We start from the raw sequence: 24091 nt of genomic DNA, 5'->3' as shown, positions 1-24091 counted from the left end.
TTCTTCGCCACGCTCACCACCAGCCGCAGGTTCGCCGCCACCATCCGCTCCTTCGCCCGGCGGCCGCCCTTCAGGCGCTTGCGCAGCTGCACCACCGTCAGACCCGCCGCCTCAGCCAGCTGCTCCTCACTGGGCGCCTGCCCACCAGCCCGCAGCGTCAGCTCCTGCTCCTGCTCCTCCAGCGCCATCAGCTCCTGCACCTGACGGCCCAGGGTGATCTCCTGCTCATGGCTCAGCAGCGGCACGCGGCCGATGTCGCGCAGGTAGGAGCGCACCAGGTCGCCATCCACGGGCGGGGAGGTGCGCTGGGCGACGGCAACGCGGCCGGCGGCAGGGGAGGCGGACCCGGAGGGCTCGGCGGCCACGGGGTCAGCGAGCGAGGGCTCAAGCAACGAGAGGGCGAGGACCACGGCGGGATCCTGAACATGTGTAAAGCCTAACCTGAAGAAGTGTGAAGGCCCTCTCAGAAACCCAAAGAAAGTCCGTGCCGCCGCCCCCGGCAGCGCCCGGGAGCCGACGGTCAGCCCGGGGCCGCCGCCGCAAACCGCCCGAGCAGCCAGGCGGCGGTGTGCAGGTAGATGAACACGCCCGCCACGTCCGTGGCCGTGGCGATGAACGGGGCCGACATCAGTGCCGGGTCCAGGCCGAGGCGATCGAACAGCAGCGGCAGGGCCGCCCCGGCCGTGGCCGCCAGGGTCGTGATCGCCACCAGGGAGATGCCGGCGGCCCCGGCCACCACCGGGCTGCCGGACACCTGCCAGGCCCAGGGCACCACCACCAGCACCATCAGCAGCCCCAGCAGCGCCCCCGCCACCAGCTCCCGCCCGATGGCGGCGCCGGGTCCGAGGGTCTGGATGCGCTGGGTGCTCAGGCCCCGGATCACCACCGTGGAGCTCTGGGCGCCCACGTTGCCGCCGGTGCCGATCAGCAGCGGGATGAAGGCCGCCAGCACCACCACCTGCTCCAGCACGCCCTTCTGGGAGGCGATCACCGCCGAGGTGCCGGTGTTGGCAAGCAGCAGCACCAGCAGCCACACCACCCGGCGCCGGGCCACGGTGAACAGGTTGCTCTGGAAGTAGTCGTCCTCATCGCCGGCCTGCACGGCGCCGGCGGCGTAGAGGTCGCGGGTGGCCTCCTGCTCGATCACGTCGATCACGTCGTCCACGGTGACGATCCCCACCAGCCGCTGCTCCCGGTCCACCACCGGCACCGCCAGGAAGTCGTAGCGCTGGATCACCCGGGCCACCTCCTCCTGGTCGGTGTCGGTGGAGATGCTCACCACCTCGCGGGTCATCACATCGCCGATGCGCTCCTCCGGATCGGCCACCACCAGATCCCGCAGCGACAGGATGCCCGTGAGGTGCCGGGAGGCATCGGTCACGTAGAGGCTGTAGATGGTCTCGGTGTCCTGGGCCCGGCGGCGCACGATCGCCAGGGCCTGGGCGGCGCTGTGGAACTCCTTGAGGTCGATGTATTCGGTCGTCATCAGACGACCGGCCGTCTCGGCCTCGTAGCCCAGCATCTGGGCGGTCACGCGCCGCTCCGCCGGGCTCAGCTCCGCCAGCAGCCGGCGCACCACCTTGGCCGGCAGCTCGTCAAACAGGCGCACCCGATCGTCGGGCGACATCTCCTCCACCAGCTCCAGCACCTCGCCGGAGCGCAACCGCTCCAGCAGGGTCTGCTGCACGGAGGCCTCGAGATATTCGTAGACCTCGATCGCCTCGTCCTTGGGCAGCAGCCGGAAGGCCAGGGCCTGCAGGGTGCGCGGCAGGCTGCCGATCGCCGCGGCGATGTCCACCTCCTGGACGGGCTCCAGCAGCAGCTTCACGCCGTCGTAGTGGCCGGCCTCCAGCAGGGCCTTGAGCTGCTGGGCCACCACATCGGGCAGGGCGACGCCCTTGGCCACATCGCCGTCGGCCGCCGTGGTGATCGCGCTGGTGATCCCAGGGGGAACGCCGTTGGCCTCGCTCATCGCGCCTAGGAGCTGCGGCGGTTCGAGTGTATGGGCTGGGGTCGCTAGGGTCCCGCCGTCCAGAACACCGGAACGCCGGTCCGCGAACGAACCATGGCCGTGAATGTGAGCGATGTGGTGGTCAAGACCGCCAAAGGCGACGAACAGCGCCTGGGGGATCTGAACGGCCAGGTGCGGCTGATCGTGAACGTGGCCAGCCGCTGCGGCTTCACCCGCCAGTACGCCGGCCTGCAGAAGCTGCAGGAGACCTACGGGTCCCAGGGCTTCAGCGTGCTCGGCTTCCCCTGCAACGACTTCGGCGCCCAGGAGCCCGGCAGCCTGCCTGAGATCCAGCAGTTCTGCTCCACCACCTACGGCGCCGACTTCCCCCTGTTCGACAAGGTGCACGCCACCGGCGCCAAGACCGAGCCCTACAGCACCCTCACCCAGGCCGAGCCGGCCGGCGATGTGGCCTGGAACTTCGAGAAGTTCCTGATCGGCAAGGACGGCACCGTCCTGGCCCGCTACAAGAGCAACGTCGAGCCCGACGCGGCCGAGCTCACCGGCGCGATCGAGGCGGCGCTGGCGGCCTGAGGGGTTGCCGCCCGGGCGGGCTCAGCCCGCCAGCCAGCCGCGGCGGGCCAGCCCCGCCGGGCCGCCGGCGGTCTGCACCTGCAGCCAGCGGCGGCCGCTGGGCGACCACCAGCTGCGCACCAGCTCCAGCGGCTCGCCGGCCTCCAGCTGGGCCAGCACCGGCGCATGGCGGCGGGGGGCCGCCTGGAGGCTGGCGGCGCCGCGGGTGAGCAGCGGCTCCCGGGCCTGACGGCGCCGCAGCTCGGGCTGACGCCGGTCACCGCCGCCGGCCGGCAGGGCCGCCGGCCCGATCAGGGCCAGGCCCAGGACGCAGGTCCAGCGCCAGTCCATCAGATGTCGAGCTGGGCGAAGTCGAGCTCGGCGCTGTGGGTCTCAATGAAGGCCCGGCGCGGGGCGACCTTGTCGCCCATCAGGATCGTGAAGATGCGATCGGCCTCGGCTGCATCCTCGATCTCCACGCGCTTCATCGTGCGGGTGGAGGGATCCATGGTGGTTTCCCACAGCTGCTTGGGCATCATCTCGCCCAGACCCTTGAAGCGCTGGATCGTGTAGTTGGCCTTCTCGGGGAAGGCGTCCAGCGTCTTCTTGAGGTCCTGCTCGTTGTAGCAGTAGGTGTGGTTCTTGCCGCGCTCCACCTTGTAGAGGGGCGGACAGGCGATATACACATAACCACCCTCCAGCAGGCAGCGCTGGTAGCGGTAGAAGAAGGTGAGCAGCAGGGTGCGGATGTGGGCGCCGTCCACATCGGCGTCGGTCATGATCACGATCCGGTGGTAGCGCAGGGCGGACTCGTTGAACTCCTCGCCCTTGATGCCCAGCCCCAGACCCGTGATCAGGGCCTGGATCTCCGTATTCTTGTAGATCTTGGCGTCGTCGGTCTTCTCGATGTTGAGGATCTTGCCCCGCAGCGGCAGGATCGCCTGGAAGCGGCGATCGCGTCCCTGCTTGGCGGAGCCGCCGGCCGAATCGCCCTCCACGATGTAGATCTCCGATTCGGAGGGGTCGCGGGAGGAGCAGTCCGCCAGCTTGCCGGGCAGGGTGGAGCTCTCCAGCACGCTCTTGCGGCGCACCAGCTCACGGGCCCGGCGGGCCGCTTCGGCGGCATTGAAGGCCTGGATCGCCTTCTCGAGGATCAGGTCAATCACCGAGGGATTGAATTCCAGGTACTGGCTGAGGGATTCGCCCACCAGCGAATCCACGATGCCGCGCACCTCGGTGTTGCCGAGCTTGGTCTTGGTCTGGCCCTCGAACTCCGGTTCGGGGACCTTCACCGACAGCACGGCGGTGAGGCCCTCACGGATGTTCTCACCGGCCAGGTTGGCGTCGGCCTCCTTGCGCTTGCCGCGCTTCTTGGCAAAGGTGTTGAGGGTGCGGGTCAGCACCGTCTTGAGACCCTCGATGTGGGTGCCGCCGTCGATGGTGCGGATGTTGTTGGCGAAACCCAGGATGCTGTCGGAGTAGGCGTCCACGCACCACTGCAGGGCCGCCTCCACCTGAACGCCATCCTTCTCGGCGTTCACATAGATGATCTCGGGGTGAAGCGGATCCTTTTCCGCATTCATGTAGGCGACGTATTCCTTGATGCCGCCCTCGTAGTGGTACACCTCCTCGTGGGCCTGGCCGTCGGCCCCCTGGGCCGCGGGCCGCTCGTCGCGGAAGACGATGCGCACGCCACCGTTGAGGTAGGCGAGCTCCCGCAGGCGGGCCGAGAGGGTCTGGTAGTCGAACTCGATGCCGGTCGAGAAGATCTCGATGTCGGGCTTGAAGCGCACCGAGGTGCCGGTGCGGCCGCTGGCATCGGGCTCGGAGGCCAGGATGCCGATCGGGGCGCCGCGCTCGAAGCGCTGGCGGTGCACCTGGTCCTGCCGGTGCACGGTCACCTCCACCCACTCGGAGAGGGCGTTCACCACGGACACGCCCACGCCATGCAGGCCGCCGGACACCTTGTAGCCGCCGGCGCCGAACTTGCCGCCGGCGTGCAGCACCGTGAGCACGGTCTCCAGGGCGCTCTTGCCGGTGCGGGGGTGGATGTCGGTGGGAATACCGCGGCCGTTGTCGGTCACGGTGCAGCTGCCGTCGGCGTTGAGGCTGACGGCGATGTCGGTGCAGTGGCCGGCCAGGGCCTCGTCCACCGAGTTGTCCACCACCTCGTACACCAGGTGGTGCAGACCCCGGGGACCGGTGGTGCCGATGTACATGCCCGGGCGCTTGCGCACCGGCTCCAGGCCTTCCAGCACCTGGATCTGCTCGGCGCCGTAGGCGGCCTGGACTTTGGTGGCTTCGCTCATTCGGGCAGGGAAGGGCTCGGAAGGCGCTCTGAGGCCACCCGCGAGGGTCAATCTATCACCGTTGCAATGGAGAGGCTTCTGGCGGCCTCTCCGGCGCGATTTGCCGCAGGGGTGCAACCCACACACGGCAGGATGGCCCGGATGACCCCGGATTCCCACCCCGCCGCAGCCGCAGCGGCCAGCCCCTCCGCCGCCCTGCCGGCCCAGCCGGAGGCCGCCTCCGACCAGCCCCTGGTGATCGTGCTGCTGGGCCCCACCGCCAGCGGCAAGACCGCCCTGGCCCTGGCCATCGCCGAGGCCCTCGACCTGGCGGTGCTGTCGGTGGATTCGCGCCAGCTCTACGTGGGCATGGACATCGGCACGGCCAAGCCCACGGCGGCCCAGCGGGCCCGGGTGCGCCACGAGCTGCTGGATCTGCGCACCCCCGACCAGCCGATCAACCTGCAGGAGTTCCGAGCCGAGGCCGAGGCCGCCATCGCCGCCGAGCACGCCCGCCGCGGCATCGCCTTCCTGGTGGGCGGCAGCGGCCTCTACCTGCAGGCGATCACCCAGGGGCTGCAGCCGCCGGCGGTGCCGCCCCAGCCGGGGCTGCGGGCCCAGCTCGACGCCCTGGGCCAGGCCAGCTGCCACCAGCTGCTGGCCCAGGCCGATCCGGCGGCGGCGGCGCGGATCATGCCCAACGACGCGGTGCGCACCCAGCGGGCCCTGGAGGTGCTCTATGCCACGGGCCGGCCGCTCTCGGCCCAGCAGGGCGCGACCCCGCCCCCCTGGCGGGTACTGGAGCTGGGCCTCAACCCGCCCGACCTCCGCCAGCGCATCGCCCGCCGCAGCGCCGACCTCTACGCCGAGGGGCTGGTGGCCGAGACCCGCGCTCTGCTGGAGCGCTACGGGGCCGACTGCCCGCTGCTGGAGACGATCGGCTACGGCGAGGCCAGGCGGGTGCTGGCCGGCGAGCTGAATGAGGCCGAGGCCGTGGCGGCCACCAGCCGCCGCACCCAGCAGTTCGCCAAGCGCCAGCGCACCTGGTTCCGCCGCCAGCACCAGCCCCTGTGGCTCGACGACGCCGATCCGTTGCAGCAGGCCTTGCCCGCGATCCAGCGCGTTCTAGGGTGAAGGGTGAACAGCCCCTGGTTTTTCTCCGCTCTCGTCCCCTCGCCCGTCTGAATGCCACCCCGTCCCCGTTTTGACCGCCGCGCCCCCGTCCGGGAGCTCCCCAACATCAACGACCGCATCAGCTACCCCCAGCTCCGGGTGGTGGATGCCGACGGCAGCCAGTTGGGGGTGATTACGAGGGAGGCGGCGCTGGAGGTGGCCCGCGACCGCGAGCTGGATCTGGTGCTCGTGAGCGAGAAGGCGGACCCGCCGGTCTGCCGGATCATGGACTACGGCAAGTACAAGTTCGAACAGGAGAAGAAGGCCAAGGAAGCCAAGAAGAAGTCGCATCAGACCGAAGTCAAGGAGGTCAAGATGCGCTACAAGATCGACCAGCACGACTACGACGTGCGGATCGGTCAGGCCCAGCGCTTCCTCAAGGCCGGCGACAAGGTGAAGTGCACCGTGATCTTCCGCGGCCGCGAGATCCAGCACACAGCGCTGGCCGAACAGCTGCTGATGCGCATGGCCAAGGACCTCGAGGAGAACGCCGAGATCCAGCAGCTGCCCAAGCGGGAGGGCCGCAACATGATCATGTTCCTGAGCCCCCGCAAGACCCCCCTGGCCAAGGAGAAGGAGGCCGCCGCCGCCGCCACCAAGGCGGTGCGCACGATCGAAACCCGCGCCAGCGCCAGCAGCGAGGCGGGCTGACACGGCTGGGCCAGGGGACGGAGGGGGCACCGTGTGCCAGCGCCCCCACGACCCCTCAGCCCAGGGCGTGCGCAAACAGGTTCAGCATCGCGCTCCAACCGGCACGGGCCGCCTGGGGATCGAAATCGCCACGGGCCTCGCACAGGTAGCCGTGGCCGGCCCCTGAGGCCAGGATCAACCGGTGCCGCGGAGGCTGCCCTGCTGGCAGCTCTGAGGCAGCCAGCGCCTCCTCACCGCCATTGGCCTGGGTGAGGGCCTGCCCGATCGCCGCCTGCTCCGCCGGCGGGATCAGGGGATCGGCCGTGCCGCAGAAACACCAGAGCCGGCCGGGAATCTCGGGCACCAGCGCCAGGCTCGGCGCCGGCTGCCCAGGCGCGTCAGCCGACAGCGCCGGGTCCATGCCCGGCCGGAAGTCGGACACGCGGGCGCCGTAGAAATCGCAGGTGGCGGCGATCACCGGCAGGGTGGCGGCGATCAGGGCCAGATGCCCCCCAAAGCAGAAGCCCACGCAGCCCAGGGGCCGCTCCCCCAGGCCATCGGCGCCATGGGCCGCCTGGAGCCAGACCGCCGCCGCCGCCACGTCGGCCAGCAGCTGGCTGGCGGTCACCTGGTCGCGATGGCGGCGGCCCTCCTCCAGCCCCGCCGCGTCGTAGCCCACATCCAGATCGGGGGCCGTGCGGGCGAAGCTGCTGATGGCCAGGGCCGCGTAGCCGGCGGCGGCCAGCCGGTCCGCCACGCTGCGCACCCAGGCGTTCACCCCGAACACCTCCGGCAGCACCAGCACCGCCGCCCGGGGCGGCCCGTCGGCCGGGCGGGCCCACCAGGCCGGGATCGTGGCGGGAGCCACCCCGGGGGCCTCCGCCACGGCGAGACGCACCCACTCGCCCCGGGTGGGCCGGGCCATGGCCGGCAGGGTGAGGAGCTCAGGCATGGCCACAGCGGGGCGGAGAGCGCCATTCTCCCGGCGGGAGCCAACCCGGAGCGCGCGCCCAGCTGGCACAGCACCGGCACAGGCGCCTATGCCAACGCAGCGATTGTCACCACGCCCGAAGCTCCGTAAGGTGGCCGGAGTCAGCTCTGTCCCCTCCGGCGTGCGGTTCCACATCCAGCAGGACAGCGACATTCCGGCCTCGACGCAGCTGTACAACCAGATCTGCTTCGCGATCGCCGCGCGCCACTTCCCGCCGGGCCACCGCCTGCCCAGCACCCGCCAGCTGGCCATGCAGACGGGGCTGCACCGGAACACGATCAGCAAGGTCTACCGCCAGCTGGAGAACGACGGCGTGGTGGAGGCCATGGCCGGCTCCGGCATCTACGTGCGCGACCAGCAAAAGCCCCGCGAGATCAAGCCGCCACCGGGCATCCGCGGCAAGGCCCTGCCCGACATCGACCGGGAAGTGCGCCAGAGCGTGGACGGCCTGCTCAACGCCGGCTGCACCCTGCAGCAGGCCCGCGAGCTGCTCACCCGCGAGATCGACTGGCGCCTGCGCTGCGGCGCCCGGGTGCTGGTCAGCACCCCCCGCGAGGACATCGGCGCCTCGATGCTGATCGCAGAGGAGCTCACCCCCAACCTGGAGGTGCCGGTGGAGGTGGTGCCCCTGGAGGAGCTGGAGGCCGTGCTGGAGAGCTCCAGCAACGGCACCGTGGTCACCAGCCGCTACTTCCTGCAGCCGGTGGAGGACATCGCCCGCCAGCACGGCGTGCGGGCCGTGGCCGTGGACCTCAACGACTTCCGCCACGAGCTCGACCTGCTCAAGGACCTGCGGGCCGGCAGCTGCGTGGGCCTGGTGAGCATCAGCCCCGGGCTGCTGCGGGCCGCCGAGGTGATCCTGCACAGCATGCGCGGCAACGAGCTGCTGCTGATGACCGCCACCCCGGACGTGAGCAGCCGCCTGCTGGCCCTGCTGCGGGCCGCCAGCCACGTGCTCTGCGACCGCCCCAGCCTGCCGCTGGTGGAGCAGAGCCTGCGCCAGAACCGCGCCCAGCTGATGCGCCTACCCCAGGTGCACTGCGCCCAGAGCTACCTGGGCAGCGCCACGATCGAGCTGCTGCGCAAGGAGATCGGGCTCCAGGGGGCTGCGTGAGGCCAGAAATCTGGGGCCGCACAAGAAAGCAATAAAACCTTTGTTAGCCCTGCCAGAGAGGAGGGATAGAGAAGGTTGCATTAAGCGGATGAAGAGATTCGAACTCTCGACCCTCTCCTTGGCAAGGAGATGCTCTACCACTGAGCTACATCCGCACCGGCTACACGACCAGAGGTCGGAGCGGGCTACCGGGCGGCTTTCGCGCCGGCCCAGGAATCATGCACCAGCGGGTGCCCCTTGGTCAAACGGACACGCCAAGGCTGGTGACTCCCAGGGGAAGGTCCTGGAACTGGAGCCCAGGCCCCGAGGACACAAGGCTGCATGGCCCATCCTCCAAGGCACAATCGAGCCATCAGGCCGGGGCAGCCGGAGACAGCCCGCTCAGCCGCTGGCGGCGTCGCGAAGGGACCACCCGCACCGAATTGGACCTGTGCCCACGGACATCAAGGCGCCTGGCTGACACAACCCTCCCAGAGCGAGCCAGGAGGAGATGGGGAGGACCAGCCAGAAGACCGGGCGAATCATCAAGCTGCCACCAGCCGTGCCATCACCAACGGCCAATCCATGGGGAGACAGTGCGGGACGACCGCGACACCCGCCCCCCCCCACCAAGGGCAACAGGTCCACCTGAGCGCTCAGGCCGTAGCACCCTCCGTCGCCGGCGCCGGCTGGAACATGAACATCGAGTAGATCACATTGCGGCGCATCGACGTCATCATGTCGAGGAACATGTCGTAGCCCTCGTTCTTGTATTCGATCAGCGGATCCTTCTGGCCGTAGCCACGCAGACCCACGGATTCACGCAGGGCCTCCATGGCCTGCAGATGTTCACGCCAGAGGGTGTCGATCTGCTGCAGGATGAAGTAGCGCTCGGCCTCGCGCATCAGGCCCGGGCGGAGCTGCTCCACCTGGCCCTCCTTGATGTCGTAGGCGTTGCGCAGCTGCTCCTGCAGGAAGGCCTTGAGCTCCTCCATCTGCAGACCCTGCAGCTGATCGGGGGTGAGATCCTCCAGGATGTACACGAATTCCTGAACCTTGGCCACCAGGCGGGCCAGATCCCACTCCTCGGGCGGCAGATCGGGATTCACATAGGCCTCCACGATGTCGTCCATGGTGCGCTCGCCGTAGCCGATCACCTGCTGCTTGAGCTCGCGGCCCTCCAGCACGCGGCGGCGTTCGGCATAGACGGCCTTGCGCTGGTTGTTCATCACCTCGTCGTACTCGAACACCTGCTTGCGGATGTCGTAGTAGTAGGTTTCCACCTTCTTCTGGGCCCCCTCCAGCGAGCGGGTGAGCATGCCCGATTCGATCGGCATGTCCTCCTCCACCCGGAAGGCATTCATCAGGCCGGCCACCCGATCGCCGCCAAAGATGCGCAGCAGGTTGTCCTCCAGGGAGAGGAAGAAGCGGGTGGAGCCGGGGTCGCCCTGGCGGCCGGCGCGGCCGCGCAGCTGGTTGTCCACCCGGCGCGACTCATGGCGCTCGGTGCCGACCACGTGCAGGCCGCCGGCCTCGCGCACCTTCACCTCCTCCTGTTGCACCACGGCGTCGAATTCGGCCTTGACCCGGGCGATCAGATCGCGCAGCTGCTGGATCTGGGGGTCGTCGGTGGGGGCCTTCTCGGCGGCCTGGGCGATGCGGTCCTCCAGTTCCAGCACCGTGAGCTGGCGGTCGCCCCAGGCCTTCACCAGATCCTGGGCCAGCTCCGAGAGGGAGCGCTCGGTGGCGTCGCTGAGGGCGCAGGGGTAGAGGGCGCCGATGGCCCGGGCCTCACTGGGGGCCTGGGCATGGGCGGCCTGGGAGGCGGCTCCGAAGCCGGCGGCCGCCTCTGGGGCCCGCTGCAGGGGCACGGGCGGCCGGTGGCCCTCCTCCGGACGCACCAGCCGGGGCAGCAGCACCTCCCGCAGCTTGAGACGGGCCATGTAATCGCTGTTGCCGCCGAGAATGATGTCCGTGCCGCGGCCGGCCATGTTGGTGGCGATGGTCACGGCGCCGGCGCGGCCGGCCTGGGCCACGATCTCGGCCTCCCGCTCCACGTTCTCCGGCTTGGCGTTGAGCAGGTTGTGGGGGATCTCCTGCTCGGCCAGCAGGGCGCTGAGCAGCTCGGATTTCTCCACGCTGGTGGTGCCCACCAGCACCGGACGGCCCAGCTTGTGGATCTCGGCAGTCTCCAGGGCCACGGCCCGCCACTTGGCGGTCTCGTTCTTGTACACCTGATCGGTCCAGTCGGCCCGGGAGCGGGGCCGGTTGGTGGGAACGATCGTGACCTCCAGCTTGTAGGTCTTCTCGAACTCCACCTCTTCGGTCTTGGCGGTGCCGGTCATGCCGGCCAGGCGCGGGTAGAGCAGGAAGAAGTTCTGGTAGGTGATCGAGGCCAGCGTCTGCGTTTCGGGCTGGATCGCCAGGCCCTCCTTGGCCTCGATCGCCTGGTGCTGGCCGTCGCTCCAGCGGCGGCCCGGCATCACCCGCCCGGTGAACTCATCGACGATCACGGCCTCACCGCCGCGCACGATGTAGTTCACGTCCTTGATGAACAGCTCCTTGGCCTTGAGGGCGTTGCCGATGTAGTGGGCCCAGGGGTCGGCCGGGTCAAACAGATCGCTCACCCCCAGCAGCTCTTCCGCCTTGGCATAGCCCTCGTCGGTGAGGGTCACGTTGCGCTGTTTCTCATCCACCTCATAGTCGCCCTCCGGCTCGATGCCGTCCTTGGTGAGGCCCTCGGCCCGCACCAGGGCGGCGGCCACCTCGGAGGCCCGCTGGTATTTCTCCTGGGGCCGCTCCACCTGGCCGGAGATGATCAGCGGGGTGCGGGCCTCGTCGATCAGGATCGAGTCGACTTCGTCGATCACGCAGTAGTGGAAGTCGCGCTGCACCACATCGGCGATGTCGGTCGCCATGTTGTCGCGCAGGTAGTCGAAGCCCAGCTCCGAGTTGGTGGCGTAGGTGATGTCGCAGCCGTAGTTGCGGCGGCGCTCGGCCGGGGCCATCTCCTGCTGGATCAGGCCCACCGATAGGCCGAGAAAGCGATGGATCTGTCCCATCCACTCGGCGTCGCGACGGGCCAGGTAGTCGTTCACCGTCACCACGTGCACCCCGCGGCCGGTGAGGGCGTTGAGGTAGGCGGGCAGGGTGGCCACCAGGGTCTTGCCCTCGCCGGTCTTCATCTCGGCGATCTGGCCGTCATGCAGCACCATGCCGCCGATCAGCTGCACGTCGAAGTGGCGCATGCCCAGCACCCGCTTGCCGGCCTCGCGCACCACGGCGAAGGCCTGGGGCAGCAGCTCATCGAGCAGCTTGCGCTCCCGCTCCAGGGAGACCTCACGGCTCAGGCCCCGGCCGGCGCACTCCTGCTGCAGGGCCGCGAGCTTCTGGCGGAACTCGGCCGTCAGCCCCCGAAGCTCGTCGTCCGAGAGGGCCGACACCTCCTCCTCCAGCAGGCTGACGTCGGAGACGATCGGCTGGTAGCGCTTCAGCTTGCGGGCATTGGGATCACCCAGCAGCAGCTTGAGCATGGAGGGGGACGAAGTGAGTTAGACCACACTCTACTGAGGAGCCATTGCGCCACGAGCCGCTTGTGGCATCTGGGGCATATCCCGCGGAACCACGGCACAACGCCGGCGCCGCCTGACATCAAGGCATCACGATCAGACCCCTTGCCCTAACACAAAGCCGCAGGTCTTGCGACAGACGTCAACAAGAGAGGCAGGCAAGAGTTGTTGGCCACCGCAAAGAACACATCAGTCCATGCCGAAGCCCTACGGCAAAGAACGAGAAGAGCGGGCAACCGGCGACCACCCTCTGAGCAGACATCTTGGAACATGTAGGATGCGTAAAGCATTCATGATTGTCGCCTTCATTCAACAGAGAGCCCATCTAGCTGCACAGCGATCCTGAGCCTGCACCACCCCATCGCACCACGCTCCCACCACACCCATGCGCCCGCTCAAGCTCCTTCTGGCCTTGGATGAGCCCTTCGAACCGCTCGCCGAAGTGGCTGTGGCTTCGTTTCTGCTGCATCAGCCACTGGCGGCGGTGGCGGTCTGCACTCCCGCCGGCTGCTCCCTTGAACGTCTGCGCCGCCTCTGTGGTCTGTTCGATACGCCACTGCAGCAGCAGGTGATCCCGGCGGACTCACCCCTGCAGGAGCTGCCGCCATCTGTGCGTCCCTACTTCTATTGCATCGAGGCCATGGCTGGCGTTGGCAGCGGTGCTCGCCATCTCTATGTGGACGCCGACACACTGTGCATCTCCCCTCTGGATGAACTGGTTCAGCTCAGGCTGGATCCAGCCAGGCCCTTCGCGGTGTGCTCCCATGGACGACCGATGCCAGATCGGCAACTCTGCCTTGAGCTGCCATCGGCGTATCACTATTTCAACGCTGGCGTGATCCTGTTCGACCCCTCGCCAGGGATGCAGCCAATCAGCGCGAGCCAGGTGGTGCAGTTCTATCTGCAACACCAGGCACTGTGCCGCTTCCGCGAACAGTGCGCACTGAATCATCTGCTGCGGCAGAAGGTTGTCTTTCTGCCCAATCAGTACAACTATCTCTCCTGGATGCGGGACCGCCAGGCCGACAGTCCCTGGCACGACCTCAAGGCCAATCCCATGGCCTACACCCTCGCCTCCATACGCCAGAGCCTGGCGATCGTGCACTTCTCGGCCGGCGCCCTCCCCTCCCGCCTGCCAGCTGACCGCCTGGAACAACCCGACCATTACTGGCTGCAGCTGCAGGCCGCCCTGACCCAGGCCACGGCCGCCTCAGACCTGCCCCGCTATGGCGACGCCCCGTTCGGCGCGTCAGCCGATCCCCAGTAGCTGCCTGGCAGCGGCTCGATCGTCAGCGAGGCGCTGCCGGAAGACCGCGCTCCGGCGCATCGGCTCCATCGTGAGGTGATGCTGCCGCTCGATCGAGGCATCCCAGAATCCATACACACAACGGGCGTGACGCAGCAGCCAGTCGTCACCGAACCAGATCTGCAGATCCGCAGGGATGGGGCTGTAGCTGATCTTCTGCATCAGGAGCGCAGAGCCGAACCCCTTGGCCTGCTCTCCGATGGAGCGATCGGGCCTGTAGGGGAAGGGCTCGAGCACAAAGGGCGGGGCGGGGCCTCCGGCAGCTGGCTCCGGGAGCAGGCCGATCACATCACCAGCCAGCCAGGGGTGCCGTTGCAGGCGGGCGAGCACGGATTCCGGCAACAGGATGTCGTCGTTGAGGATGGCCACCACGGCCTCGGGATCCTCCACCTGGGCCATGCCGAGGTTCCAGGCCTGATTCACATAGAGGTTGTGACTCTGCTCCAGCAGCAGGAGCTTGGGATGATCGGGCGGGAGGGCATCGGCAGGCCGGGAGGCCGGGGCATTGTCGATCACGATCAATCGCTCCACAACGGCTGCCTGCAGGTAGTGGCGCAGCACCGCGGCCAGGCCCGGCGGTTTCCAGAGGGTGGGAATGATGATCTGCATCAGGGGCTCAGCCACCGGAGGGGCTGCGGTGGTGATGGGGGAACAGGCGGGAGGTCAAGGGGAAATGGGGCTCCAGGAAGTTGAAGAGCTCATCATGGGGCGTGTGGTCGATGTGAAAGAGCAGAAAGTCCTGCGGAGTCTGGAACCGGAAATGGGCGAGGACCTGGGCATGGTGTTCGTGCCACTCCTGCAGCCAGTGGTGCACAAGCTGTGCATCGTTCTGCACCCCGATCGGCGCCAGCGCACGCCTGTAGGCCTCGGCAAAGCGGCCCTGATCATGCTTCAGGCGTGAACGCACCCAGGCCATCGGATCGCGGGTATTCAGGATGAACAGGCTGTGGGGATAGCTAGCCTGCAGATCCCGGAAGCACCTGCAGGCTTCCACCAGGGGATGGCCATCGGAATTGGAGTTCTCCCAGGGGGAGCCAGGGATGCAGACCATGTCGGTGTAGGCGGTCCACTGGTCCAGACCGTCCAGCAAGGGGCGATGGCCGCTGTGGAGATGGCGATGAATGGCCATTGCCAGCGTGTTGGCGCGCCAATGCACGGAGCTGATGCCGTTGGCCTTGAAGAAATCGTGAAAAGAGGTGGTGCCGCACTTGTTGAATCCGATCAGGAAGATTCGGCGGCCCTGCGGGGACTCAGCCATGGGGGCACCACCGATCGTCACTCCAGAGCTGTCGCATGGCGGGATCATCCAGGATGTTGCGGCAGAGTTCCGGCAGAGCATGGAGCCGGAGCTCCTCCAGGGGGAAGGGCGGCACCGCGTGCTTGCGCCGGATCTGCATGATCGCCCTATGCATCGCCTCCTCCCGGCCCGCGGTGGTGGAGGCGCCACCTTTGCGATAGCTCACATGCTCCTCGTCCAGCCCGAGGATGCTCACCTCCTGCCGCGCCATGCGCAGGTAGAGGTCGTAATCCTCCCCGATCGCGAGGCTGTGGTCGAGATGGCCACCGGCCACCTCATAGGCCAGGCGATTGAAGGCGGTGCCGGGATTGGTGATGAAGTTGAACAGCTCAAGCAAGGGTAGGTTGAACGGCTGGAACACGGGTTTCGGCCAGTTACGTCCATCACTGCCGATGAACAGCCGCACCCGGGTGTAGATCAGCCGCGGGCCTGGAATCTGCAGCAACTCCAGGCAGCGATGGGCCCGATGCGGATGGTTCAGATCGTCGGCATCCAGGGTGATCAGGATGTCGGTGCGGGCCCGGGCAATGGCCGATTCCCGGGCGGCCGCCACGCCACGGCGATCCGAGCTCTGCCGGTAGTAGCGGAGGCCTGAATCTCCTAGCGCAGCCACCACAGCAGCCACATCCTCCTCGCTGTGGTCGTCGATCACCACGGCCTCCCAGGCGTCGATCGACTGGGCCAGGCAGCTGGCAAGCGCAGCGCGCAGCTCCGCCACCCGGTTACGCACCGGCACGATGAAACTCACACGGGGCTCCAGGGTCACGCAGGCGCCTCGGTTCAGGCTTCAGCGCTGTAACCGTAGATCTCAGCGAGGGAGCCGCAAAGGGCCCACACCTGGTCGATCCGCTCGTCGCCGGCATTCCAGCGGCGGCGGCGTGAAGGATCCACCGTCAGCCCCACGGGCCGGCTGGGGAGCCCCAGGGCCTGCATCAGCCCGTGGGTGGTGGCCTGTGGCTGGTCGCAGAGGTCTTCGTAGCGCAGCTCCAGCAGCCTGGCCGGGTACTGCTGCCGCACCCGCTGGATCTCCTGCAGCTGGTACCACCAGCTCACGGCATTGCGGAGATGGGGTGGATCCTCTTCGGGCGACTGCCGGCGCCCGAGGGCGCTATAGGCCTGCTCCAGAAGGGCCTTGCCGACGGGGTTGCTGGTGCGGGAGGTCATGTGGGTGCGCCGCAGGCAAGTATCCAGCGGGTGCCGCACGAGATGCACGAGGGTGCTGCCCGGCCAGGTCTGGAGGAGGGCCTCGGGCACGAGCATCACCTCCGGCAGCTTGAACCCCCACGGCTGGGAGGGAGGGCGCTGCAGCGCCAGGCAGCGGGCCCGGTGCCGGAGCTCCTCAGCCCAGTTGCCACTCCATGGGCCGCTGTGGCCCTGCAGGGCGCTGAGGGCCATTTCATAGAGCAGATCGGCCCACTGAATCGAATCACTGCTGGCATTGAGCCGGGCCCCGAGATCAAGGCCCTGGCTGATCACCGCATCGGCCAGCAGACGCGTGCCACTGCCACCACGCCCGGTGAGGATAAGGGGATCTGAGGGTTCAGGGGCGGATAACGGCGGCAGACCGGGGGGGATCGGCGCCAGCTGCTGCCGCTCTTCAGTGCTGAGCTGACGTTGCCAGCGGCCGAGGCTGGCCTGATCCAGCGGGCGTTCCCGGAAACAGAGGCTCGGGCTGATGCCGGCGAGCGGGGGCTGCTCCGACTCCGACAAACCGAGGCTGCGGCGCAGCCGTACAAGAGCCTGAGGGTTGCCCACCAGCTCCTCGAAATGCAGGTGATGACGGCGGATGCCCTGACCTGTCAACTGCAGCTCCAACTGCCCCAGCAGGGCCTCCTCACCCTGCAGGGACTGGAGGGCGGCCTGGAAAAAAGCGACGCGCTGATCCCGCGGACAGGGCAGGCATGGCTGCAGATGGGGGAACCGCGCCAGGGAGCAGATCAGATCCGCTGGCTGCCGGTTGAGCCGCACCAGGTGACCGGTCACCAGGCCTGGGGGGGCTTGGATGAGCGTGAGCCAATCGGGCTGCTGGAGGGGCACCACCACATGGCTGATGGGCCCCTCAAGACCATGGCGACCGTGGATCTCCACGAGGGCCTTCTCCAGGTCAGCCGCGAGCAAGGGCGGCAGGGGTTCGCCGGAAGGGCGTTGTCGCAACCAGCGTCCAGCGAGATCCGAGGAGGACTGCAACAGACGCGCCCCAGGATCCATAGCCAGCTGAGCGGCAGTCAGGGAGACACCACTGCGGCTGGGACCCGCCACCAAAACGAGCTGAGCGGCGCCGAGGAGGGGGCCGAGGCGATCGCTATTCATGGGTACGGTCCTACCATCAAGCGTCACTCAGCAAGCCAGTTTGACCCCCCTCGAGACCGCCCCAGTGAAGGAGAAGGCTGAGCCCCGCAAACGCCTGGAGCCCAAACGGGCCATCAGCGATGCTGCCAATCAGTGGCTGGCCAAGAACAGGAATCTGGTGTTGCGCCAGACCCCCGTCTGGGCCCAGACCCTTACCGGCGTCTTGATCGCCGTGGGCACGCTGGGAATCCTCGGCGGGGTGCTGTTCAAGATCGACGAGGTCGTCACCGTGCCGGGGCAGCTGCAGTCGATCGGCGGCAGCGTGGAGGTGAAGACTCCTGCCGGCGGCCTCGTGGAACAGGTGTTCTACAAGGATGGAGATCGCGTGAAGAAGGGGCAGTTACTACTCCGGTTCGACACCCGTGAGGCCGCCAAGGAGGCTGCCACACTTAACGGCATGATTGCCCTCGAGCAATCCGAGCTGCTGTCCAGGCAGGCCACGTTGGCAAGCCGTGAAGCTGTTCTGAGGGGCCGGAAAGAAGTGCTACAACAGAAGCTTCAAACTAGCGAGAGTATCGTAGCGGAGCTTTCCCAGCTAGTACGTAGCGGCGGCTTCCAGAAGCTTCAGTTCCTCGAGCGACAGGATCAGGTACTGGACCTTCAGAAGCAACTCAGCCAGGTGGATGAAGAGCAGTCTCAGATTCGTTTTCAGGCCGATCAACTGAGGCTGGATAGTCAGAAGAGCATCGGCGATATGCGCAATCGCCTGCTGAAGGCCAATCTGCAACTGCAATATCAGAAGGTTGTGGCGCCAGTGGATGGGGTGGTCTTTGACCCCAAGGCGCGGCCCCAGGGGGTGCTCGGCGCCGGCGAGAGAATCCTCACGCTGGTGCCCCAGGTTGGCCTGTATGCCCAGGTTTACGTTCCCAACAAGGACATCGGCTTTATCAAACCAGGCCAGAGCGCGAAGGTACGCGTGGATGCCTTTCCCTTTCAGCGCTATGGCGATCTCGATGGCAGCGTGGAGCAAGTGGCAGCCGATGCCCTGCCACCTGACCAGACCAGCAACATCTACCGCTTCCAGGTAAAGCTCAAATTGCAGCGCTCCTACCTGGAGTCCAAAGGTGTTCGCATTCCCCTGCAGAGCGGCATGGCGATCACCACCAATCTCAAGCTGCGCGAAAAGCGTGTCATCAGCCTGTTGAGCGACCTACTGGTGAATCAGGTTGACTCGGTTCGCAGCCTGCGCCAGCAATAGAGAGATGACGAGAGATCACGCGCTTATCCTTCAAGTCGGCACGCCTCGAACAGGCAGCACCACAGCACAACGATACCTTTTCCCAAAGCTCAGGGGTGTGATACCTCTTTATAAACGCCCTTACGTCTATCATCGACCGCTCAGGCATGAACCAGCAAGCGCCAAAGCAATACAGGCTCTAAAGGCCATACCTTTTGAAGATTGGCATGACAACCACTTCCATGCGGCTCTCGAGGTCTGCATAAATGCTTCAGTACACTATTCCACAACATCAAGCAAAAGGGAGCTAAATTCTCAACTCCTATCGAAGTGCCTGGAATTACTGCTGCAGTTACGCAATAGTGACCTTTCAGAGCCCTTGCCCCTCTTCATTGCCAGTGAAAGGCTTTCAAATACTGACCTAGCAATTGACGGGTGCGACCGCGACCATCAACTTGAACTTCCAGCTGATTCATTGGCCAGGGCCTTCAGGGGGCTCACGAGCCACAAAGGCAGGATTATAGTCTCCGCCTGCTTGCGCGACCCGATCCCCCACCTTGTATCACGGTACATACGCTGCCAGACCAACAGGAGATTTGCTGGACAACCGACACAGGATATAGGGTCATATCTGGAGATTCAGGTATCGGGCTATCACAGGGCGGAGTTTGACAGCGCCCTGTTTCCGATTGTTCATAAGAAGTTTATCGGCTATCATCGCTCGTTCGCCGAAGTCCATGCCTATGGATTTGCCGAAATCAACCGCTCTGAGGACGCTTTTCGCACCATGGGCATTGGCGGGCAGGAGATTATATCCTACAAAGAGTTGCCACGCGAGAACGCGGCATCAATGACCAAGGAAGATCGAACAAATCTTGAATGCCAGGTTAGAGCCAAACTGGCTAAGTTAGACTTTATACGCGAGATTGAGGGCAACCAGCTTTTTGAATAGTTATCTCCTGCTATCCCCACACGCACTCACCACCGGGGGGGGGGCAGAAATGCCATTTCAGCAAGGACAGCACGAAGCTTGGACCTATCCAGAGGGATTGATCCTGAGTGAATCGCTGTATTGGCAATCAGCTATGATTGCCATGATTTGAGGAATGAGTCGACACATGCAAAGGAATCAAGGACAGGCGTGCATTGCACTTAGCAACTGGGAGCGATCTCTCGACTTCCATCCAATGCGTGCCATATGCCACGGAAATCGCATTCTAGACTTGGGCTGTCATACTGGACTTGTCTCATTTGAAGCTCTGCAGGCTGGAGCCTCACACGTCACAGGAGTAGACCAGGACAGCCTATGTATTAACATTGCACAACAGCAGCTAGGCCCAAGCAGAGCAACCTTGCTGCGAGATGACCTCTCCAGACCGAATGTACTTTCAGAAGCGGGGATTCGATACTGTATTCTATTTGGCTGTCCATCAGCACCTCGAGGCAAAGCACAAGGGGAGCGGTGATATGCTACTAGATGAAATCATTGGCTTGGAGCCTCAGTTCATCGCGGTCAGAGGAGGAGCCACGCACACAGAGCATCTACAGCAGAAGCTACAGGTGACGTACGGCACAATGTGCTTTTACGGAAGTTTCACAAGGATTGCGCCATTAATGGTCTATCGTCGTCGTTCTGATTCATAGGCACTTCTGAAGGGACCGAGAACTTGTCTCCACATGCTCAATAGAGAGCTCACATCAAACGGCGGGCCCCGACAACTCTCTCTTCAGCCTCCATGTGTATAAGATCCCAATCTCAGTTCATGCCTGGAGATTCGCAGCGACCGGGAGCATGGTCTGTTGAGCCTTGACAAGGCAGGTCATATCAGGCACCCAAAACAGGAATGGATGGCCTACCTGGTTACAGGCTCAGGACAATAGAGCAACATGAGCCAACCGGCTCAGGAGAGATGCACTAGAAATGTTCTACCACTGCGAAGCAACAGCAATCAGTGGCAACATTGTGAAGATACTAACCTAACGGTAAGTTACCATCCTCCTCCCAGCGGCGGAACGCTGCTTCATAGTCCGGCCGGCCGCCAACACCAACGGGCGGCCGTTCACCCATCTGCCGGTAGAGGCCTTCCTTGCCGCAGCGATAGCAGACACTGTGAACAGGGCAGTGAGCCCGAGGCACGCCGGAAGACTTCACATGGTGCAGCATGACCCGATCACCGATCAGATGGGCGTAGGTGGGCATCAGCACCCAGTGATGCAGGAGCGGGAAAGCTTCCCGACCGAACAACATGCAGTTGGTATCAATGAAGCCTGCGGGATCGGTGAGCGGACAGGCCCCCATCACAGTGCCATCCAGCCGGCAGAGCAGCCGTGAACTGGACACGAAAGCAGCGCCACTGCGGGCTCGTTCCTCCATCAACTGCCGCACATGGTCGGGTTGATACCAGTTATCGGCGTCAAGGAAGGTCACAGCCTCCACGCCGAGGCCTATGGCGTGATAACAGCCAACCAGCCGTGGTGTCGAGCCGATGTCCGCATGGCTGCGGGGCAATCGCACGTGCTCAACCTGCCAATGGTCGAGCTCGGGGAGAGGACGCCCATCGGCCACCAGGACGTGCAAGCAGGGAAAGCTTTGCCGCAAGACACTCTGGTGGCACTGCTCCAACCAGTCCAGGGGTTCCCCGTGGTATGGGGTAATCACAGCGACGCGGACATCAACCATGGGGAGCAAGGGCCTTCTGCAGGCGACGGTCGCAGGTGAGGTGACCAGCCTCAAGCTGCAGCTGAAGGCTGGCGGCGTCAGGTGGTCCCAGGCTGTCGTAGTAGTGCCCCAGGGTGCCGTTCTGGAGTTGCGAATACAGCCTGCGCCAGGTGTTCCCCACCTCGGGACCAACTCGAGTGTTACGAGCCAAAGCCTCAGCCCCCTGACGCACCTTCCGTTCGAGCTGGGGGTAGCTGCGCACAGGGAAGTGCAGAATCTCCAGGCCATCGGCAGGGGCGGTCGCTAGCGGCATCCCGCGCAGCAACGCCTCGTGGTTTCCATCGGTGATCACCACCTCCGGATGGGCACGATGGCACACCTTGGGCGGCAGCGGCTGGCCAAGGGCATTGCGGGAGTGGCATTCACGGAGCCATTGCCGCTGGTGAAAAGGCGCATGGCCAGACTGAGTCGCGTCCGCTGAAGGGGGCACGAAGTTGCGACGCGGGACCGACAAAGCCTGCACATCGGATGGGACGGCGGACAGTTGGCGGCGGATATCGCCGCTGCAGGGCCACCAGAATTCATCGGCATCGCCATGGATCACCCAGTCGGCGCCATGCTCAAGGGCCGCTAGCCGTGCCATGGCCGTCACCCAGGTGCCCTGATCATGGCTGTGCTCGGGCTGATGAAGGAGACGCACCCGGCCGCACCGGGCGGCCTCCTCCAGGAGGGCGGTGGTGCCGTCCACGGAGGCGTTATCAGTCACCAGAATCTCGTCGACGCCACGATCGAGGTGAAACGCCAGCGTGCTGGCGATGATGTCTGCCTCATCACGGCACAGGAGGGTCATCACCACCCGCATCGGCACTCAAGCGGCGAATCGCCTCCTGATTCTGCAGCAGGCGCTCCGGCTTCGGCAGAGTGGCTGCATTGGCGTGCGGGAAAGGGACCCGCGGGGTCTCCACACCCAGAAAACCGCAGAGAGGCGTCCAGTCGGCCTGCTCCTCCCAGCAGACCTCCAGGAGTTGGCTGGGCCGGTCACGGAAATGGTGCCGAACGCGAACAAGATGAGCCTCATAACGCGCCAGGTACTGCACGCGGGCAAGCTGGGGATAGGGACAGCCGTAGGCCAGCGTGCGAGCCCGCGAACCCTCTGCTGGGTCGGTGCGCAAGGCATGCGCTTCGAGGCTGCTCAGCCAGACCTCTGGAGAGCGCCTGCGGGTCAGAATGAAGCGACTGCCGGGGTAGGCAGCATCCAGATGCTCAAAGAGCAAGGGATACGGCCAGTCCTCAAAGGAATCATGGAGATCGACGACCCTGTGCAGGCCAGCCAAGTCGCCGGCGGAGACCTGCTCAAGCAGGCGCAGGTCGAAGCTCGCGTGCCGACAACCCAGATGCTGCAGGCACACCCCCAGAGTGGTGGTACCGGTTTTGTTGAGGCCGATACCGAAGACTTTGGAACGGACAATCATGGATTGGTTCGGCTGAGCTGCAACAAGTGGTCATAAAGCTCGCGACAGGCGGCAGAAACAGGCTCACCGCCACGCTGACGATGCAAATGGGGCTGCACGAATGAGCGATCCAACTCAAGGCCAGTGAAGGCCTCGAGACGATCCAGACCACGACGATCGGCACCAAACAGAGACTCATGCGGAACAAACAGCCATCGGCCATGGGAGACGTGCTGATTCAGCACGGACCGATACAGAGCCAGCCAGTTGGCCTCAAGCTCTACTGCAGAAACCTGCAAGCCACGCAGGTAGGGGGCGGTGGTGAGTTCAGCAGACGTACTGGCGAGAACCGCTGAAGGATCCCGGAAAACACAGATGTAGCGGGCTACCTGCTGTTCATCAGAAGTCAGGAGATCCCGCCATGCAGCCAGGGTATAGCAGAAGCGGGGATCCTTGAAGCAGAAGGCCCCACGGGCATAGAGATTGCGGATACGGCGGTCGAGACCTGGGGATGACCGAACAGCGCGATCATCCGCCAGCGTCGCCAACCAACGCTGCCCATCAGCGAACACATCAGGCACATGAGGTTGAAGCAGGGCCTCGTTGATGGCATTGATCTCACGGTCTTCAAAGAAACCAAGCGGGTTGGCCTCACGGGGACGATGCAAAGCGTCGCCCATGAACAGATCATGGTGGCGAAACAGGCCAGCCACCAGGCTGGTGCCGCTGCGTCCCGCTCCAAGGATGAAGAGACGATGCGAGGGTGGTTGGGACGGTGAGGGAAGGGCCACTGCGGCATTCTGCCGTGTGGGGAAGGCGCTGCTGGAACGGAATGTGGTGATGTCGTCATTCAGATAACGGCGCAAAGGCTCACGCATGCTGTCTGGAATCCGACCGTGCAGCACCTTGACGGCGAGACCAGGCCCTGCAACCCACGGCTTGGTTGTTCTCAGGTTGTATTCAGGCGGCAAGACCCAGGTGCGCAGGCCACGACGAATGCCCCACCAAAGGGCGGAGCGGAGGGAGGCCTGATCAAAAGGAACGGCCGCTTCGTCGTAGGTTCTCAACCAGCGACGCACAAAATGACGGCAACGCCGGCCACGGCGAAGACCTAGAACACCACTGTTCAACTCGGTGAGTCCATCAGGAACCTGTGGATCCCGCCATTGACTCCAGCGTACGGGCGCGTGGCAGCCCACCAAGTCAACCTCCATAAGCAGGGAGAACACATCATCAATCGGCTGCAAGAGCTCAACATCCGTGTCGAGAAACACAGTGCGCCGAAACGGAAGATTCAGAAGGGGAGGGATCTTGTCTCGATAGCTGCCATGTACATCCGGATGTTGAATGATCCGGTCAAAGCAATCTACGGCTATATCAGCAGGTGCGTCGGTGACGAGCCAGAGAGGGCGTCCACGTAAATGCGGACGAATTCTAGAAGCCGCCAACTCAGCCTCGCGCCGATGGCGTGCGCCAGTGGCTGACAGAAGGACACCCTCATCACACAGACCCGCGGGAATCATCATGGCGCCTCGGAGGGTGGCTGGCTACAGCTCAAGAGAAGGAGACGTTAGGCAGGCGGCA

22 protein-coding genes and 1 tRNA gene are annotated in these 24091 nt (G+C 65.4%); 8 read left to right on the top strand and 15 right to left on the bottom strand.

Annotated features, from left to right (window positions below; genetic code table 11):
• Together ACLV7J_RS10850 and mgtE are read right to left on the bottom strand one after the other, a co-directional pair.
• On the bottom strand, positions 1–290 hold a 290-nt coding region (locus ACLV7J_RS10850; RefSeq protein WP_411869116.1), incomplete at its 3' end, for a sigma-70 factor domain-containing protein.
• Positions 291–520: 230 nt separating this feature from the next.
• Positions 521–1972 (bottom strand): magnesium transporter, encoded by a 1452-nt coding sequence (mgtE, locus tag ACLV7J_RS10845; protein WP_411869101.1) that lies wholly within the window; start codon positions 1970–1972, stop codon positions 521–523.
• Positions 1973–2065: 93 nt separating this feature from the next.
• On the opposite strand from mgtE, the gene ACLV7J_RS10840 reads away from it, so the two are divergent.
• A complete protein-coding gene (locus ACLV7J_RS10840) occupies positions 2066–2545 on the top strand; it encodes a glutathione peroxidase (protein WP_411869100.1) in 480 nt (159 codons plus the stop codon).
• A gap of 21 nt (positions 2546–2566) precedes the next feature.
• On the opposite strand, the gene ACLV7J_RS10835 is transcribed toward ACLV7J_RS10840, so the two are convergent.
• Complete coding sequence (locus ACLV7J_RS10835; RefSeq protein WP_411869099.1) at positions 2567–2875, bottom strand: SH3 domain-containing protein; 309 nt, start codon at positions 2873–2875, stop codon at positions 2567–2569.
• Positions 2875–4833, bottom strand: coding sequence for a DNA topoisomerase (ATP-hydrolyzing) subunit B (gyrB, locus tag ACLV7J_RS10830; protein ID WP_411869098.1), 1959 nt, complete (start codon positions 4831–4833; stop codon positions 2875–2877). Before gyrB ends, ACLV7J_RS10835 begins: the two co-directional genes overlap by 1 nt.
• Positions 4834–4974: 141 nt before the next feature.
• On the opposite strand from gyrB, the gene miaA reads away from it, so the two are divergent.
• On the top strand, positions 4975–5946 hold the full coding sequence (gene miaA, locus ACLV7J_RS10825; protein WP_411869097.1) for a tRNA (adenosine(37)-N6)-dimethylallyltransferase MiaA: 972 nt from the start codon (positions 4975–4977) through the stop codon (positions 5944–5946).
• A 51-nt stretch (positions 5947–5997) separates the two neighbouring features.
• Positions 5998–6636 (top strand): translation initiation factor IF-3, encoded by a 639-nt coding sequence (infC, locus tag ACLV7J_RS10820; protein WP_411869096.1) that lies wholly within the window; start codon positions 5998–6000, stop codon positions 6634–6636.
• Between the two features lie 55 nt (positions 6637–6691).
• Here the strand turns inward: infC and ACLV7J_RS10815 are convergent, their stop codons facing one another.
• Positions 6692–7567, bottom strand: coding sequence for a dienelactone hydrolase family protein (locus tag ACLV7J_RS10815; protein ID WP_411869095.1), 876 nt, complete (start codon positions 7565–7567; stop codon positions 6692–6694).
• 160 nt (positions 7568–7727) lie between these two features.
• Here ACLV7J_RS10815 and ACLV7J_RS10810 point away from each other — a divergent pair, with 160 nt between their 5' ends.
• Positions 7728–8720 carry a GntR family transcriptional regulator gene (locus tag ACLV7J_RS10810; protein WP_411869094.1) on the top strand — a complete coding sequence of 331 codons (993 nt, stop codon included), beginning with the start codon at positions 7728–7730 and terminating at the stop codon, positions 8718–8720.
• Positions 8721–8803: 83 nt separating this feature from the next.
• Here ACLV7J_RS10810 and ACLV7J_RS10805 read toward each other — a convergent pair.
• Positions 8804–8875: transfer RNA gene (locus tag ACLV7J_RS10805), tRNA-Gly, on the bottom strand.
• A gap of 480 nt (positions 8876–9355) precedes the next feature.
• Positions 9356–12232 carry a preprotein translocase subunit SecA gene (secA, locus tag ACLV7J_RS10800; protein ID WP_411869093.1) on the bottom strand — a complete coding sequence of 959 codons (2877 nt, stop codon included), beginning with the start codon at positions 12230–12232 and terminating at the stop codon, positions 9356–9358.
• Positions 12233–12653: 421 nt separating this feature from the next.
• On the opposite strand from secA, the gene ACLV7J_RS10795 reads away from it, so the two are divergent.
• Positions 12654–13535, top strand: coding sequence for a glycosyltransferase family 8 protein (locus tag ACLV7J_RS10795; RefSeq protein WP_411869092.1), 882 nt, complete (start codon positions 12654–12656; stop codon positions 13533–13535).
• Here ACLV7J_RS10795 and ACLV7J_RS10790 read toward each other — a convergent pair.
• The 4 genes from ACLV7J_RS10790 to ACLV7J_RS10775 are packed head-to-tail and all read right to left on the bottom strand — an operon-like array spanning position 13518 to position 16989.
• Positions 13518–14198, bottom strand: coding sequence for a glycosyltransferase family 2 protein (locus tag ACLV7J_RS10790; protein ID WP_411869091.1), 681 nt, complete (start codon positions 14196–14198; stop codon positions 13518–13520). The two genes, ACLV7J_RS10795 and ACLV7J_RS10790, sit on opposite strands and share 18 nt — an antisense overlap.
• Positions 14191–14832, bottom strand: coding sequence for a hypothetical protein (locus ACLV7J_RS10785; protein WP_411869090.1), 642 nt, complete (start codon positions 14830–14832; stop codon positions 14191–14193). The genes ACLV7J_RS10790 and ACLV7J_RS10785 overlap by 8 nt, the downstream gene beginning before the upstream one ends.
• Positions 14825–15637 carry a glycosyltransferase family 2 protein gene (locus tag ACLV7J_RS10780; RefSeq protein WP_411869089.1) on the bottom strand — a complete coding sequence of 271 codons (813 nt, stop codon included), beginning with the start codon at positions 15635–15637 and terminating at the stop codon, positions 14825–14827. The genes ACLV7J_RS10785 and ACLV7J_RS10780 overlap by 8 nt, the downstream gene beginning before the upstream one ends.
• Before the next feature lie 14 nt (positions 15638–15651).
• A complete protein-coding gene (locus ACLV7J_RS10775) occupies positions 15652–16989 on the bottom strand; it encodes a sulfotransferase family protein (protein WP_411869088.1) in 1338 nt (445 codons plus the stop codon).
• Positions 16990–17221: 232 nt separating this feature from the next.
• On the opposite strand from ACLV7J_RS10775, the gene ACLV7J_RS10770 reads away from it, so the two are divergent.
• The 3 genes from ACLV7J_RS10770 to ACLV7J_RS10760 all read left to right on the top strand — a co-directional run bounded on the left by ACLV7J_RS10770 (position 17222) and on the right by ACLV7J_RS10760 (position 19863).
• Positions 17222–18418, top strand: a complete 1197-nt coding sequence (locus tag ACLV7J_RS10770; protein WP_411869087.1) for an HlyD family efflux transporter periplasmic adaptor subunit — start codon at positions 17222–17224, stop codon at positions 18416–18418.
• 358 nt (positions 18419–18776) lie between these two features.
• Positions 18777–19349 (top strand): hypothetical protein, encoded by a 573-nt coding sequence (locus tag ACLV7J_RS10765; RefSeq protein WP_411869086.1) that lies wholly within the window; start codon positions 18777–18779, stop codon positions 19347–19349.
• Between the two features lie 154 nt (positions 19350–19503).
• Entirely contained in the window at positions 19504–19863 is a 360-nt protein-coding gene (locus tag ACLV7J_RS10760; RefSeq protein WP_411869085.1) for a class I SAM-dependent methyltransferase, read from the top strand.
• A 506-nt stretch (positions 19864–20369) separates the two neighbouring features.
• Here ACLV7J_RS10760 and ACLV7J_RS10755 read toward each other — a convergent pair.
• The 4 genes from ACLV7J_RS10755 to ACLV7J_RS10740 are packed head-to-tail and all read right to left on the bottom strand — an operon-like array spanning position 20370 to position 24033.
• Positions 20370–21077 (bottom strand): glycosyltransferase, encoded by a 708-nt coding sequence (locus ACLV7J_RS10755; RefSeq protein ID WP_411869084.1) that lies wholly within the window; start codon positions 21075–21077, stop codon positions 20370–20372.
• Positions 21070–21906 carry a glycosyltransferase family 2 protein gene (locus ACLV7J_RS10750; RefSeq protein WP_411869115.1) on the bottom strand — a complete coding sequence of 279 codons (837 nt, stop codon included), beginning with the start codon at positions 21904–21906 and terminating at the stop codon, positions 21070–21072. The genes ACLV7J_RS10755 and ACLV7J_RS10750 overlap by 8 nt, the downstream gene beginning before the upstream one ends.
• Entirely contained in the window at positions 21887–22528 is a 642-nt protein-coding gene (locus ACLV7J_RS10745; RefSeq protein ID WP_411869083.1) for a sulfotransferase, read from the bottom strand. The genes ACLV7J_RS10750 and ACLV7J_RS10745 overlap by 20 nt, the downstream gene beginning before the upstream one ends.
• On the bottom strand, positions 22525–24033 hold the full coding sequence (locus tag ACLV7J_RS10740) for a sulfotransferase (protein WP_411869082.1): 1509 nt from the start codon (positions 24031–24033) through the stop codon (positions 22525–22527). Before ACLV7J_RS10740 ends, ACLV7J_RS10745 begins: the two co-directional genes overlap by 4 nt.
• Positions 24034–24091 lie beyond the last annotated feature (58 nt).

Origin of the sequence: Vulcanococcus limneticus LL, from assembly GCF_943369875.1 — a bacterium.
In the GTDB taxonomy this organism is placed as follows: Bacteria; Cyanobacteriota; Cyanobacteriia; order PCC-6307; family Cyanobiaceae; genus Vulcanococcus; species Vulcanococcus limneticus_A.
The sequence above is the reverse complement of the archived record's forward strand: the minus strand, read 5'-3'. Positions and strand labels throughout refer to the sequence as shown.